The sequence below is a fragment of the Gordonia amicalis NBRC 100051 = JCM 11271 genome (assembly GCF_000332995.1).
Lineage (GTDB): Bacteria > Actinomycetota > Actinomycetes > Mycobacteriales > Mycobacteriaceae > Gordonia > Gordonia amicalis.
Map to the genome: position 1 here is coordinate 89,218 of NZ_BANS01000022.1, position 14,516 is coordinate 103,733.

Annotated in this window: 9 protein-coding genes and 2 pseudogenes; 6 read left to right on the top strand and 5 right to left on the bottom strand. The window is 67.0% G+C overall.

Annotated features, from left to right (window positions below; genetic code table 11):
- The first annotated feature begins 294 nt into the window (after positions 1–294).
- Both GOAMI_RS11905 and GOAMI_RS11910 read left to right on the top strand, forming a co-directional pair.
- Positions 295–2,130, top strand: coding sequence for an acyl-CoA dehydrogenase (locus tag GOAMI_RS11905; RefSeq protein ID WP_006436764.1), 1,836 nt, complete (start codon positions 295–297; stop codon positions 2,128–2,130).
- Positions 2,131–2,536: 406 nt separating this feature from the next.
- Positions 2,537–3,592, top strand: coding sequence for a zinc-dependent alcohol dehydrogenase family protein (locus GOAMI_RS11910; protein WP_006436765.1), 1,056 nt, complete (start codon positions 2,537–2,539; stop codon positions 3,590–3,592).
- Positions 3,593–3,675: 83 nt separating this feature from the next.
- Here GOAMI_RS11910 and GOAMI_RS11915 read toward each other — a convergent pair.
- The 3 genes and pseudogenes from GOAMI_RS11915 to GOAMI_RS11925 all read right to left on the bottom strand — a co-directional run bounded on the left by GOAMI_RS11915 (position 3,676) and on the right by GOAMI_RS11925 (position 8,087).
- A pseudogene (locus GOAMI_RS11915) lies at positions 3,676–4,456 on the bottom strand (SDR family NAD(P)-dependent oxidoreductase).
- Positions 4,457–4,520: 64 nt separating this feature from the next.
- Positions 4,521–6,218: a VanW family protein gene (locus tag GOAMI_RS11920; protein WP_174324731.1), complete on the bottom strand. Its 1,698-nt coding sequence runs from the start codon at positions 6,216–6,218 to the stop codon at positions 4,521–4,523.
- A gap of 546 nt (positions 6,219–6,764) precedes the next feature.
- Entirely contained in the window at positions 6,765–8,087 is a 1,323-nt protein-coding gene (locus tag GOAMI_RS11925; protein ID WP_006436768.1) for an acetyl-CoA C-acetyltransferase, read from the bottom strand.
- An 88-nt stretch (positions 8,088–8,175) separates the two neighbouring features.
- Here GOAMI_RS11925 and GOAMI_RS11930 point away from each other — a divergent pair, with 88 nt between their 5' ends.
- The gene (locus GOAMI_RS11930) at positions 8,176–9,540 is read left to right on the top strand and encodes a 3-oxoacyl-ACP reductase (RefSeq protein WP_006436769.1); all 1,365 of its coding nucleotides are present in this window, start codon (positions 8,176–8,178) and stop codon (positions 9,538–9,540) included.
- Positions 9,540–10,427 carry a MaoC/PaaZ C-terminal domain-containing protein gene (locus GOAMI_RS11935; RefSeq protein WP_040004787.1) on the top strand — a complete coding sequence of 296 codons (888 nt, stop codon included), beginning with the start codon at positions 9,540–9,542 and terminating at the stop codon, positions 10,425–10,427. The genes GOAMI_RS11930 and GOAMI_RS11935 overlap by 1 nt, the downstream gene beginning before the upstream one ends.
- A gap of 82 nt (positions 10,428–10,509) precedes the next feature.
- On the opposite strand, the gene GOAMI_RS11940 is transcribed toward GOAMI_RS11935, so the two are convergent.
- Both GOAMI_RS11940 and GOAMI_RS11945 read right to left on the bottom strand, forming a co-directional pair.
- Positions 10,510–11,112 carry a TetR/AcrR family transcriptional regulator gene (locus GOAMI_RS11940; RefSeq protein ID WP_040004795.1) on the bottom strand — a complete coding sequence of 201 codons (603 nt, stop codon included), beginning with the start codon at positions 11,110–11,112 and terminating at the stop codon, positions 10,510–10,512.
- Positions 11,113–11,211: 99 nt separating this feature from the next.
- Positions 11,212–12,411, bottom strand: coding sequence for a glycoside hydrolase family 3 N-terminal domain-containing protein (locus GOAMI_RS11945; protein ID WP_217996148.1), 1,200 nt, complete (start codon positions 12,409–12,411; stop codon positions 11,212–11,214).
- A 29-nt stretch (positions 12,412–12,440) separates the two neighbouring features.
- Here GOAMI_RS11945 and GOAMI_RS11950 point away from each other — a divergent pair, with 29 nt between their 5' ends.
- Both GOAMI_RS11950 and GOAMI_RS11955 read left to right on the top strand, forming a co-directional pair.
- Complete coding sequence (locus GOAMI_RS11950; RefSeq protein WP_006436773.1) at positions 12,441–12,998, top strand: universal stress protein; 558 nt, start codon at positions 12,441–12,443, stop codon at positions 12,996–12,998.
- Between the two features lie 547 nt (positions 12,999–13,545).
- Positions 13,546–14,509 (top strand): annotated as a pseudogene (locus tag GOAMI_RS11955) (GlxA family transcriptional regulator).
- Positions 14,510–14,516: the final 7 nt, after the last annotated feature.

The following is a 14,516-nucleotide window of genomic DNA, read 5'->3' on the forward strand; positions in this document are numbered from 1 at the left end:
ACCCTGCCGCCGCCAAGCGCATGACCGATTGGACCGCACATCCCCGTCACCTGCAGCCATTGCCGGAATTGTCGTGCGCCATCGCCGGCCCGGCGGTCGGTGTAGATCACATCGAGCAGCGATTGATCCCCCGGCGATATGGGTCTATATTGGCGGTTACCGGCGAGTAACTTAGCTCGAACCGAGACTGCTCCACCACGCCCGGCCGGTACCCACTTCACCCGAGTGGGATCGGACCGGGACATGGAACAACCCGCCATCACGCATACGGCCGCACCAGACAAGGAATTCATCATGGGCCATTACAAGAGCAACATGCGCGACCTGCAGTTCAACCTGTTCGAGCTGTTCGAGCTCGACAAGGTACTGGAGTCGGGCGACTTCGGCGACCTCGACCACGAGACCGCCGTCGACATGCTCCGCGAGGTCAAGGCACTCGCCGAGGGCCCGATCGCCGAATCCTTCGCCGACGTGGACCGCAACCCGCCGGTCTTCGACCCCGAGACCCACAGCGTCACCATCCCCGAGGGCTTCAAGAAGTCCTACAACGCCCTGGTCGAAGGTGGCTGGGACAAGATCGGCATCGCCGAGGAGCTCGGCGGCCTGCCCGCCCCGCGTTCGCTGTACTGGGCGATCGGCGAGATGATCCTCGGCGCCAACCCCCCGGTGTTCATGTACGCCGCAGGTGCCGGCTTCGCCAACATCTTCTACAACAACGGCACCGACGAGCAGAAGAAGTGGGCCGCGATCTGCGCCGAGCGCGGCTGGGGCGCCACCATGGTGCTGACCGAGCCCGACGCCGGTTCGGACGTGGGCGCCGGCCGCACCAAGGCCACCCAGCAGGAGGACGGCTCCTGGCACATCGACGGTGTGAAGCGCTTCATCACCTCGGCCGACCAGGACATGACCGAGAACATCTTCCACCTCGTGCTCGCGCGCCCCGAGGGCGCCGACCCCGGCACCAAGGGTCTGTCGCTGTTCTTCGTGCCGAAGTTCCACTTCGACTTCGAGACCGGTGAGCTCGGCGAGCGCAACGGCGTGTTCGTCACCAACGTCGAGCACAAGATGGGCATCAAGGCCTCGGCCACCTGTGAGGTCACCTTCGGGCAGCACGGCACCCCGGCCAAGGGCTGGCTCGTGGGCGAGGTCCACAAGGGCATCGCGCAGATGTTCGAGGTCATCGAGCACGCTCGGATGATGGTGGGCACCAAGGCAATCTCGACGCTGTCGACCGGCTACCTGAACGCTCTGGACTACGCCAAGGAGCGCATCCAGGGTGCCGACATGACCCAGATGACCGACAAGGCCGCTCCGCGCGTGTCGATCACCCACCACCCGGACGTGCGTCGTTCGCTGATGACCCAGAAGGCCTACGCCGAGGGCCTGCGCGCGGTCTACCTCTACACCGCATCGCACCAGGACGTCGCTGCCGCCAAGATCGTCTCCGGCGCCGACGCGGAGATGGCGCACCGCGTCAACGACCTGCTCCTGCCGATCGTCAAGGGCGTCGGTTCCGAGCGCGCCTACGCCACCCTCGGTCACGAGTCCCTGCAGACCCTCGGCGGTTCGGGCTTCCTGCAGGACTACCCGATCGAGCAGTACATCCGCGACTCGAAGATCGACTCGCTCTACGAGGGCACCACCGCCATCCAGGCGCAGGACTTCTTCTTCCGCAAGATCATCCGCGACAAGGGCCAGGCCCTCGCGCACGTCGCCGGCCAGATCCAGAGCTTCATCGACTCCGAGGCCGGCAACGGTCGGCTGAAGGCCGAGCGCGCTCTGCTGAAGACCGCCCTCGAGGACGTCCAGGCGATGGCCGCCTCCCTGACCGGCAGCCTGATGGCCGCACAGGAGAACTCGGCCGAGCTGTACAAGGTCGGCCTCGGTTCGGTCCGCTTCCTGATGTCCGTCGGCGACCTGATGATCGGCTGGCTGCTGCTGCGTCAGGCCCAGATCGCCCTCGCCGCACTCGACAACGGCGCATCCGACAACGACAAGGCCTTCTACGAGGGCAAGGTCGCCGTGGCCAGCTTCTTCGCCAAGAACATGCTGCCGCTGCTCACCTCCGTCCGCGTCACCGTCGAGAACGTCGACAACGAGATCATGGAGCTCGACGAAGCGGCCTTCTGATCTGAGAATCCGCAAACCCACCCTTAATCGGCAAACCCACCACCTTTCGAGGCGGTGGGTTTGCCGATTTGTGGTGGGTTTGCGGAGCTGAGCCCGCAACGAATCGGGTGAACGACTTACTGGCGACGACGTAGTGGAGGTCGGTGGTGTCACACGAGATCGTCTCGGCCTTCAGCGAGTCCGACGCCGCGGTCACCTCGAGGCACTGACCGACCTCGACAACTCCACACACCCACCCCTTTTCGGCAAACCCACCAGCCCGCAAGGTGCCGGATTTGCCGAAAAAGGGTGGATCTACGGCTGCGGTCGCGTCTCGATCCGAGAAGGTCCGGGTGTGTCCGGCGAAGGTCTCCTAGCCTCGGGAAGTGAGACCACCGACAGTCGGGGACAACTCGAGGGAGAGCCCATGAAGGCGCTCGTCTATCACGGACCGGGCCAGAAGAGCTGGGACGACGTACCCGATCCGACGATCCTCCACCCCACCGACGTCATCGTGAAGATGGACACGACCACCATCTGCGGCACCGATCTGCACATCCTCAAAGGTGACGTACCCGCGGTCGAACAAGGCCGCATCCTCGGCCACGAAGGCATCGGGACGATCACCGAGATCGGTTCGGCGGTAACCACTCTCGCAGTCGACGACCAGGTGATCCTGTCGTGCATCTCGGCCTGCGGCAAATGTGACTTCTGCAAGCACGGCGTGCATTCGCATTGTCTCGGCGAGGAGGGGGCGTCGGGTATCGGCTGGATCTTCGGGCACCTCATCGACGGCACGCAGGCCGAATACGTACGTGTCCCCTACGCCGAGACATCGGTCTACAAGCTGCCGTCGGGGGTCACGCCGGAGCAGGGCGTCGTCCTCAGTGACATCCTGCCCACCGGTCATGAGATCGGTGTCCGCTACGGCAGCGTCGAACCCGGCGATGTGGTGGCCGTGGTCGGCGCCGGACCGGTGGGCCTCGCGACGATCGCGACCTCGGGACTGTACGGGCCGAGCCGGGTGATCGCCGTCGACGTCGATGCCAACCGCGTCGAACAGGCCAAGGCCTTCGGCGCGACCGACGGCGTGGTGTCATCGGATACCGATTGGAAGGACCAGGTCCTCGCGATGACCGACGGTCTCGGCGTCGACGTCGCGATCGAGGCGGTCGGCATCCCGCAGACCTTCCAGATGTGCCTGGACGTCGTGCGCCCGGCGGGCCATGTCGCCAACGTCGGCGTGCACGGTGCGCCGGTCGAGTTCGCACTCCAGGACCTGTGGATCTCGAACATCAACGTCTCGATGGGTCTGGTGAACACCGACACCCTCGGCGTCCTGCTCAAGCTCGTCGCGCAGCGCCGGATCGACCCGGACCTGTTCATCAGCCACCGATTCGCCCTTTGCGACATCATCGAGGCCTACGACGTCTTCGGTCGGGCCGCGGAGACCAAGGCACTCAAGGTGGTCCTGCAGGCCTGAGCCATCCGCACACCCTCCGGGAACGGCCGAACCCACCACCCCGGAGGGCAGTGGGTTCGGCGAGCAGTGATGGGTTGTGCAGGCTACTTCGGAGGCATCCGGATACCGCCGTCGACGCGGATCACCTCGGCGTTCATGTAGCTGTTGGTGACCAGCTCGACGACCATCGAGGCCAGCTCGTCGGGAGCGCCCAGGCGGTGCGGGAACAGGACCGACTCGCCCAGCTTCGCCTTGAACGCCTCAGCGGCCTCGCCCTCGCCGTAGATCGGGGTGTCGATGAGGCCCGGGGCGATGGTGTTGACGCGGATGCCGACCGCGGCCAGGTCGCGGGCGACCGGCAGGGTCATGCCGACGACGCCACCCTTGGACGAGGAGTACGACGCCTGGCCGATCTGGCCGTCGAAGGCGGCGACGCTGGCCATGTTCACGATCGCGCCACGCTCACCGTGGGCGTCGAGCGGCTCGTTGCGGCTCATCGCAGTGGCGGCCAGACGGATGCAGTCGAAGGTGCCGATCAGGTTGATCGCGATGACCTTCTTGTAGGCGTCCAGGTTGTGCGCCGACCCGAACTCACCGTCGCGGCCGATGGTGCGCTGGGCCCAGCCGATGCCGGCCGAGTTGACCAGCGCGCGCAGCGGGCCGAGTTCGGTGGCCGCGTTGACGGCGGCCTCGATCTGCTCGGTCGAGGTCACGTCGACGGCGACGAACTGTCCGCCGATCTCCTTGGCGAGTTCCTCACCTTTGTCTGCGTTGAGGTCGGCGACGATGACCTTCGCACCCTTTGGCCGCCAGCTGGCGAGCCGCAGCTGCGCCGATGCCCGACGCTCCACCCGTGACGATTGCACTAGCTCCATTGATATCCACGACTCGGAGCCTATCGAGCGTTCTATCGCTCGGCAAAGTCCTTCGGTGAAAGACGCCGATCGTCTTACACGCACTTCACGTTCGGCTCGGGCGCGTACCGGACGGTGCGGGTGTACCGGTTGATCTCGCGGCCCGTCTTCGCGTCACGGATGATGCGCGTGTTCGACGTGGTGAATCCCTTGCTGCCGCTGCTCGCGATGCAGTCGTCGCCCTTGGGGAGTCTGATCCGTTTCGGTTCGGTGGTGTCATAGCGTTCGCCGGTGATCGACTCGACCTCGAAGGCCTTGGTGCCCCACAGCCGCACCGTCACCGCGGACGGCGACCAGCTCGTCTCGATGAGCACACCGTGACGGGTGTTGTTGCGGAACTTCAGGTCGATGGCGCCCTCGAAGACGGTGGCCTCCCGGGCCTCCGGATACCGCGAGATGTAGTACGCGTGCTCGGTGTGGTCGACGTCCTCGAGACCGGCGAAGTAGGCGGCGTTGTAGAGGGTGGTCGCGAACTGCGAGATGCCGCCGCCGACGGCCGTCGCGGCGCGGCCGTTGTTGATGATCGTCGAGTCGACATAGCCCTGCGCCGTCCCGCGCGGACCGGTGTGGCCGTTGAGCGAGAACACCTTGCCGGGCAGGACCAGCGCACCGTCGACCTCGGCGGCGACGAGGCGGATGTTCTCGCCGGAGGCACTCGAGAAGCCATCGGTGGTGTACTCGCTGATCAGTTCGCGCACACCGAGTTTGCGGGCGGCGTCGGTGGTGAGCCGCGGATCGACGTCGTCATAGACCACCTCGGCGGTGCGGCTGCCGCCGCCTGCGGTCGCCGTCGTCGCGAGTTCCCGAAGCGTCTTGTCCCAGTTGATCTTCGAGCCGGTGACCGCGGGCACGACGGTCGGCCGGCCACTGGCGAGACTGAAAGTCGCACTGACGGCGGGACTCTGGGACGGATCGAGATCGGGCGCGAGCGCTTCCCGCGCCTTCTTCTCGTCGACGAGCGGCGTGAGCCCGCCCCGGCCGTCCGGACCGAAGGTCAGCATCGACGCGATGTCTCCCGCCGGGACCTCGACCGTGCGTTTCCGCCGGTCGATCAGCTTCACCGGGCCCGACGTGGCGCGTTCGGCCGGCCCGGCCACGGTGGCCGCGACGACCTGGGGGCCGACGGTCGGCGAGAACGGTTCCATCGGCATGTCGATCGGCGCCCCGTCGAGCCAGTGGTCGACGAGCACGGCGGCCGCGGCCTCCCGTGCGATGCGTTCACCCGGCGCCGGTTCGTCGCCCACCGGCGTGGTGCCCTCGAAGTGCACCCCGCCCTCGACCGCGGCCTTCTCCAGCGACCGGCGGTGGGCGTCGAGCGCCTTGTTCATGGTTGCGGGGTCGAGTTTCACGACCGGTTCGACGTCGACATCGCGACCGACGAGTGCCAGGAATCGCACGAGCGGGTTGCGCGGCTGTTCAAGGAGGCGTGCGCGGGTCGTCTCGGCGTCGAACTCGAGGCCCAGTTCGGCAGGCGCGACCTCGGCCGAGCCCTCGGGGGTCCGGAGGACGACCGGCTGGGTGGAACGCATGGTCAGCTCGTCGAGGACGGGCTCCAGCCCGGCGGTGTCGCGATTGCCTGCCGAGATCCCGCCGATGACGGCTCCACGGGCGGAGTGGTCACGGGTGGCGACGAAGTCGATGGAGAGCGTGAGGGTGACGATGGCCACGACGGCGAGCACAGCGCGTATCGCGTGGCGTACTCGCCCGGCGCTTGTGGTCACAACTCCATCCATCACGGCTGACTACCTGGGCCGGTCATGGTGGTGGCCGTAGAACGTACCCGAGAAAAGTAGGTGCTCCAGCCGAGCTGTCGGGTCGGGGGTCTGACAGCTCTGCCGGAGCTGTCTTCATGTTTACGCTACTTTTCGGCCGTTGACACGTCCGCGGCCGCGTTTGGTCCAAACATGTGACGAAGGACCCCATTTCGCGCGCGAAAACGAGACGGATCGAGCGATTCGTCGCCTCCCCCGCTCCTTGCGCGAAAAACTAGACGGATCGAGCGATTCGTCGCGTCCCCCGCTCCTTGAGTAGCCCCGGAGCTTGCGGAGGGGCGTATCGAAAGGACCGGCAGACGAGCGTCTTCGCCGAGTCCCTTCGATACGCTCGCAAGCTCGCTACTCAGGGAGCAGGATCGCGTCGCAAGCTCGCTACTCAGGGAGCAGGATCGCGTCGCAAGCTCGCTACTCAGGGAGCAGGATCGCGTCGCAAGCTCGCTACTCAGGGAGCAGGATCGCGTCGCAAGCTCGCTACTCAGGGAGCATGGAGTGCCGGACGAGGGATCAACCCTCGATGATCGCGGTGACGCCCTGCCCGCCGGCGGCACAGATCGAGATCAGCGCGCGTCCGCCGCCGTTCTCCTTGATCTGCTTGGCCGCCTGGGCCACGATGCGTCCGCCGGTCGCGGCGAACGGGTGGCCCGCCGCAAGCGAGGAGCCGTTGACGTTGAGCTTGGACCGGTCGATCGGTCCGAGTGCCGAGTCGAGGCCCAGACGCTCTTTGCAGTACTCCTCGGACTCCCACGCCTGCAGGGTCGCGAGCACCACGGAGGCGAACGCCTCATGGATCTCGTAGAAGTCGAAGTCCTGCAGCGTGAGACCGTTGCGCGCCAGCAGCCGCGGTACGGCATAGGTCGGGGCCATGAGCAGGCCGTCGGGCCCGTTCACGTAGTCGACGGCGGCCGTCTCGCTGTCCACGAAGTACGCGAGCACCTGCAGGCCGCGCTCGGCCGCCCACTCGTCGCTGCCCAGGAGCACGGTCGACGCCCCGTCGGTGAGCGGCGTCGAGTTGCCCGCGGTCATCGTCGCGTCGCCGAGGGAGACGCCGAAGACCGGCTTGAGCTTCGCGAGCTTCTCCGCGGTCGAGTCGCCACGCAGGTTCTGGTCACGCGTCAGACCCATGAACGGGGTGATCAGGTCGTCGAAGAAACCGTCGTCGTAGGCGGACGCCATGTTCTGGTGGCTGCGTGCCGCGAGTTCGTCCTGGTCGGCCCGCTTGATGCCGAACTCCTTGGCGGTGATGGCGGCGTGCTCACCCATCGACATGCCGGTGCGCGGCTCGCCGTTCTGCGGGATCTCGATCCCGAGCTTGGTGAGCAATTTGGCGGCACCGAGGATCTGGTCCTTGGTCGACCGCGCGCGATTGACCTCGAGCAGCTGGCGGCGCAGGCCCTCGCCGACGGCGATCGGGGCGTCGGAGGTGGTGTCGACACCGCCGCCGATCGCGGCGTCGTAGCGGCCACGTGCGATCCCGTCCGCGACGGTGGTGATGGCCTGCAGGCCGGTGCCACACGCCTGCTGGATGTCGAAGGCGGGGGTATAGGGCGAGAGTGCCGAGCCCAGCACCGATTCGCGGATGAGGTTGAAGTCACGGGCGTGCTTGAGCACGGCACCTCCGGCGACCATGCCGAGCCGCTCGCCCTGCAGGTTGAAGCGGCTCACCAGACCGTCGAGCGCGGCGGTGAACATCTCCTGGTTGCTGACCTTGGCGTATGCCTTGTCCTGGCGGGCAAACGGGATGCGATTGCCGCCGAGGATCGCCACCGGACGCTCGGGGCGGGTCTTCGGTTGGGTGGTCTTGTTCGCGGGGGAATTGTTCTCTGCCACGTCGATCTCCAGGGTCGTGTGCGGTATCTATAGCGTATTCTTACTCAACAGTAAGTTCGTTGTCGAACGACAGTCAGAGGAGATCAACATGGCCGCCACCGGAAACACTGGCCTGTACTCGAGCTTCGTCCATTCCGCGCCCGGCGCTTTCATCGCCAAACAGGCCGGACTCCCCGTCCCGCCGCCGTTGCGGCGGTACAAGCCGTCCGAACCGGCGCTGCCCGGTCCCGTACTGCTGGGAGGATCGGGACGCCTCGTCGAACCGCTGCGCGAGATGCTCTCGGGCGACGACTATGACCTCATCCAGAACGCCGTGACCGGCCGCAGCGCCGACAAGTACGGCGGGCTGGTCTTCGACGCCACCGGCATCACCTCCCCTGCCGAACTGCGTCAGTTGTTCGAGTTCTTCCAGCCGGCCATGCGCTCGACCGCCCCGTGCGCGCGCTTCCTGGTCATCGGCACCACGCCCGAGCTGGTGACCGACCCGTCCGAGCGCGTCGCACAGCGTGCTCTCGAGGGCTTCACCCGCTCGCTCGGCAAGGAGCTGCTCAAGGGCTCCACCGTCCAGCTGGTGTACGTCTCGCCCGACGCCAAGACCGGTCTGACCGGCCTGGAGTCGACCGTACGCTTTGTGCTGTCCGCCAAGTCCGCTTTCGTCGACGCGCAGGTCATCCGCGTCGGTTCGGCCGACGCGACCGCCCCGAAGGACTGGGATCGCCCGCTCGAGGGCAAGGTCGCGGTGGTCACCGGCGCCGCCCGTGGCATCGGCGCCACGATCGCCGAGGTCCTCGCGCGCGACGGCGCACACGTCATCGCCGCCGACGTCCCGCAGGCGGGTGACGCGCTGTCGGAAACGGCCAACAAGGTCGGCGGCACGTCGTTCCCCATCGACGTGACCGATCCCGAGGCCGGCGCGAAGCTCGCCGAGCACGCCCTCGAGCGTCACGGCGGCATCGACATCATCGTCAACAACGCCGGTATCACCCGCGACAAGCTGCTCGCCAACATGGACGACGCCCGCTGGGACGCCGTCATCGCGGTGAACCTCATCGCCCCTCAGACCCTCGTCGAGGTGCTGCTGGAGAAGGGTGCGCTGCGTTCCGGTGGCGCCGTCATCGACGTGTCGTCGATCGCCGGCATCGCGGGTAACCGCGGCCAGACCAACTACGGCACATCGAAGGCCGGCGTCATCGGCCTGGTCGACGCCTACGCGCCGATCCTGGGCGAGAAGGGCATCACCATCAACGCGGTCGCCCCGGGCTTCATCGAGACCAAGATGACCGCGGCGATCCCGCTCGCCACCCGTGAGGCCGGCCGCCTGATGAGCTCGCTGCAGCAGGGTGGGCAGACGGTCGACGTCGCCGAAACCGTTGCCTACTTCGCCAACCCGGCGAGCAGCGCCATCACCGGCAACGTGGTCCGCGTCTGCGGCCAGGGATTCCTGGGTGCGTGATGGGTAAGACGATCACGCTGCCCGGCGCCCCCGGCACGGGCGAGCTCTACGGCAAGGCCGTCACCGGGATGTTGCCGGGCATCGGCAAGCCCGCCCGTGTCCCGGCGGACGCGACCGTCCCCGACACCCATTACCGCCTCGACGACGTTCGCGTCGATCCCGCTGCGCTGCAGGCGTACTGCCATGCGACGGGCCAGCGTTTCGGCACCACCCTGCCGGTGACGTATCCGTTCGTACTGCAGTTCCCGGTGGTCATGAAGCTGTTGACGTCAGACGAATTCCCGTTCGGCGCAATCGGTTCGGTGCACATGACGAACAAGATCGAGCGCAAGCGCCCGATCGAGGTCGACGAGCCGCTGTCCATCGAGACGCATGCGGAGAACCTGCGTGAGCATCGCAAGGGCATCCTGGTCGACCTCATCAGCGAGATCAGCGTCGGCTCCGAACTGGTGACGACGCAGACGGCGACCTTCCTCAAGCAGCAGCGGACCAGCCTGTCCGACGAGCCGCGTGGCCCCGAGCCGAAGTCGAAGACCCCGCCGCCGCCGGATTCGATCCTGGCCGTGGATCTGGGGCGGATCCGCGAGTACGCGGCCGCGTCGGGCGACCGCAACCCGATCCACATGGCGAATCTGACGGCCAAGGCCTTCGGCTTCCCGAAGGCGATCGCGCACGGGATGTGGAGTGCCGCAGCGGCGGTCGCGAACGTCGAGTCGCAGCTGCCCGACGCGGTCACCTACGATGTGAAGTTCGGCAAGCCGATCCTGCTGCCCGCCAAGGTGAACCTCTACACCCGTCGGATCGACGGCGAGGGGAACTTCGACATCGCAATCCGCGACCGTCGCAAGGGATTCCCGCACCTCACCGCGACGACGCGGAAGGGCTGATAACTCGCTCACCGTTTCCGTTCCCGCTCACCCCATTTGTGTGAGCGGGAACGGATCGTGTGAGCGACCCTTCGAGCGCGGCTCAGATGTCGGTACCGACACCCTTCAGGCCGCGCCAGGTGATGCCGACGAGCATGTTGGTGGCCTTCTCGAGGTCCACGTCGCCCTCGGTGATCCGGTCGGCAACCGCCTCTGCCGCGCCGACGATGGCGACGGCCGTGAGTTCGAAGTCGATGTCACTCGCCGTCTCGACGGTGGTACCGGCCTTGATGAGCGCGGCGACCATCTCGGTCACGCGCCGGCGACTGTCGGAGACGATCCCGGAGAAGCTCGCCGTCCCGATCGCGACGCGGTACAGCACGCGCCACGATTCCCGGTTCTCGTGGACGAAGCGCAGGAACTCACGGATGACGGTGACGGCCTGTTCGCGCTGGGTGAGTGACGGGTCGAAGCCCACGCTCATCGCGTCGATGAACAATCCGGACTCGCGGGCGACGCAGGCGCTGAACAGCTCCTCCTTGGAGCCGTAGTACAGGTACAGCATCGGCTTGGAGATCTGCGCCTCGGACGCGATGGCGTCCATCGATGTCTCACGGAAACCGTTCTGCGAGAACACTTTCACGGCGGCGTCGAGCATCTGCTGTTCGCGCACTGCACGTGGCAGGCGTTTGGTTCCGCCCGACATGGCCACCTCCATCCTCACTGTCGTGTCCCCAACGACGATACCCAACAACTTACCAAGCGGTAAGTTTAACGTTCGCTCGGGCCGCTCACGACAGATTACTCAGCAGGTGACGACGCCCTTGGACCGGAGGATGCGTGTCACCTTCGCGTCGAGGCGTGCGGGTGCGAGGCGTCCGCGCTTCACCGCGACCTCCAGATTGTCCAGAACCGACGAGACCCGGTCGGTGGACAGCCACAGCGCGACGTCGCCGCCGGCGAGGATGAACTTCTCCACGGCCTGCTCGATCGGGTACCGCTGGCTGATCGCCGCCATGCCCGAGAGGTCGTCGGAGAAGATCACGCCGTTGTACCGCGGACCGTCGTAGCCCACCCCCGTGCGCAGCATCTGGATGGCCGGCCGGCTGATGGACGACGGCAAGCGGTCGGTCAGCCCGGGCACGATGAGGTGCCCGACCATGACGCCCGCGGTCCCGGGGTCGCGCAGCAGATTGCGGAAGGGCACCAGATCACTGTTCTGCAGTTCGGCGAGTGACGGCACCGTCACGACGCCGAGGTGCGAATCGCCCGAACCGTGGCCGTGTCCGGGAAAGTGCTTGTACACCGGCGTGATTCCGGCCTCGGCGAGTCCGGCGGCGTAGGCGGCCGCGTACTCGGTGACGACGGCCGGGTCGTTGCTGAAGGAGCGATCGCCGATGACCTCGTTGTCGGATTCGTCGCTGACGTCGGCAACGGGCGCGAAGTCGACGGTGACGCCGAGGTTCTTGAGTTTGCGACCGACGCCGGCGGCGATCTCCTTCACCTGCGCGGGCGTCTTCGTCTGCGCGAGTTCACGAGGCGAGGCGTGGTCGATGCCGAGCGACGACAGGCGCGACACCCGACCGCCCTCCTGGTCGACGGTGATCATCAACGGGATCGACGAGTTCTGCGAGATCCGTGATGCCGCACCACTCGTCAGGATCGCCTTGTCGGTCCAGCTCCCGACGAAGATCCCGCCGATCTCCTCGTCCTCGACGATCTGCTGGGCGTCATCGGCACCCGTGACACCCACGACGATCAGCTGGGCCAGTTTCTGCCGCAGCGTGACCTTGGCGAGTTGCTCAGCGCCACAAGGATTTGCGACGGTGGTCGTGGTCGCGGACACCGACGACGGGGAGGCCGACGGCGAGCCGGACGCGGACGGTGTGGGCGGCGGAGAATCCGGCGTCGACGAATCGCAGGCGACGAGACCGAGACCCAACGCCGCAACCGTCGCAGTCGTCAGCACGTTCCGAATCCACCGAGGTCGTCGAGTTGGGCCCATGGCACGAGTCTGGCATGTAACCTGAGCAAATGGACGTGGGGTCCATCCCGGCCACCACCGCGACCGCCCCCAGCGGTCGCGGTGGTGGCCGCGCCACTCAGACGCTGATGATCGCCTACGACGGCTCACCGAACGCCGATCGTGCCATCCGCTATGCCGGACACTTCCTGCGCGCCGAAGCCGCGGTCGTCGTGACCGCCTGGCAGCCGGGCGGCATGACCTCAGCCCGCATGTCCACCCTCGCCGGCGGAATGCAGCCGTTCGTCGACACGCAGCTCGACGTCGGAGTCGACCGTGCCCTCGAAGACGAGGCCGAGCGGATCAACGAACGCGGCGTGGTCCTCGCCCGCGAATGCGGACTGACGTCGAGGGGCACGCTCGTCGAGGTCGAGTCGACGGTCTGGGGCGCACTCGTCGCCGCCGCGGAGGCGCTCGACGTCGATCTGCTCGTCACCGGAACCCGCGGCGTGTCGGGCCTCAAGGCGCTGCTGCGGTCCAGCGTCGCCGAGCGCGTGCTCAAGCATTGCCATCGTCCGGTCTTCATCGTGCCGGCGAAATGTGAACAGGAGCCGCAGTTGACGCTGTAGGGGGGTTTCGATACGGCTCGTCGCAAGCTCCTCGCCTACTCAACCAGCAGGAAGATACGGCTCCCTAAGTCAAGCGGCGGCCAGGGTTGCTGGTCGAGCCGGTAGCGAGCGAAGCGAGCCACCGCGTCCATGCTGGTTGAGCCGGTAGCGAGCGAAGCGAGCCACCGCGTCCATGCTGGTTGAGCCGGTAGCGAGCGAAGCGAGCCACCGCGTCGAAACCGCGCGTCCCTGCTGATCGAACCGGTCGGCGGGGTCTGATGGCGGACGGGTTTCGACACGACGCCTCGCTACGCTCGGTGTCGGCTCAACCGGCATGGGTTGCTTGGTGTGGTGGCGGACGGGTTTCGACGCGACGCCTCGCTACGCTCGGTGTCGGCTCAACCGGCATGGGTTGCTTGGTGTCGGCTCAACCGGCATGGGTTGCTTGGTGTCGGCTCAACCGGCATGGGTTGCTCGGTGTCGGCTCAACCGGCAGGCGGCGGGGATGTCCTCAAGTGTGGGAAGTATGTCCTGGACGACGAAGCCGACGTCGGGACACGATGAGCACATGACACGAACGGTGCTGGTTCTCGGCTTCCCCGGGGTGCAGGCACTCGACGTGACGGGACCGGCCGACGTCTTCACCACCGCATCGATCGCGCTGCGTGACCAGGGGTCGCCCGTCACCTACGACCTGCGACTGGTGTCGCAGCACGGAGAGCCCATCGACACCGGCGTCGGCCTGCAGTTCGTCTCCCACCCGCTGCCCGACCCCGCCGAACCGATCGACACTCTGGTGCTGCCGGGCGGCACGGGCGTCCACCGGGCCACCGAGGACACCGACCTCATCGACTGGGTCCGCGACGCGGCGGGTCGGGCACGGCGCGTCATCAGCGTCTGCAACGGCGCCTTCCTCGCCGCCGAGGCCGGGCTGCTCGACGGCCGACGCGCGACTACGCACTGGGCGGTGGGCGAGCTCCTCGCCGAGCGGTATCCGGCCGTGCGGGTCGACGCCGACGCCCTGTTCGTCCGCAGCTCGGACCACGTGTGGACGTCGGCCGGTGTCACCGCGGGCATCGACCTCGCCCTCGCGGTTCTCGAAGAGGACCACGGCACCGAACTCGCCCAGCTGGTCGCCCGCTGGCTCGTCCTCTACATGCGTCGGCCGGGTGGACAGAGCCAGTTCGCGCCGCCGGTCTGGATGCCGCGCGCACGATGCGAGGTGATCCGGGCGGCGCAGCAGCGCATCGAGGCCGAACCCGGCCTGCCCCACCGGCTTTCCGACCTCGCGCAGGAAGCCGATGAGTCCGCGCCATTTCTCCCGCGTCTTCACCGCGGAGACCGGCGAGGCACCCAGCGACTACCTCGAACGGGTCCGCACCGACGCGGCTCGTCGGGCGTTGACCGAATCCGCCGACACCATGCCGGTGATCGCCGCGCGCTGCGGGTTCGGTTCCTCGGAGTCTCTGCGCCGCACGTTCATCCGACGTCTGGGCATCTCCCCCGACCAGTACCGCAAGACCTTCCGCTGACACAGTC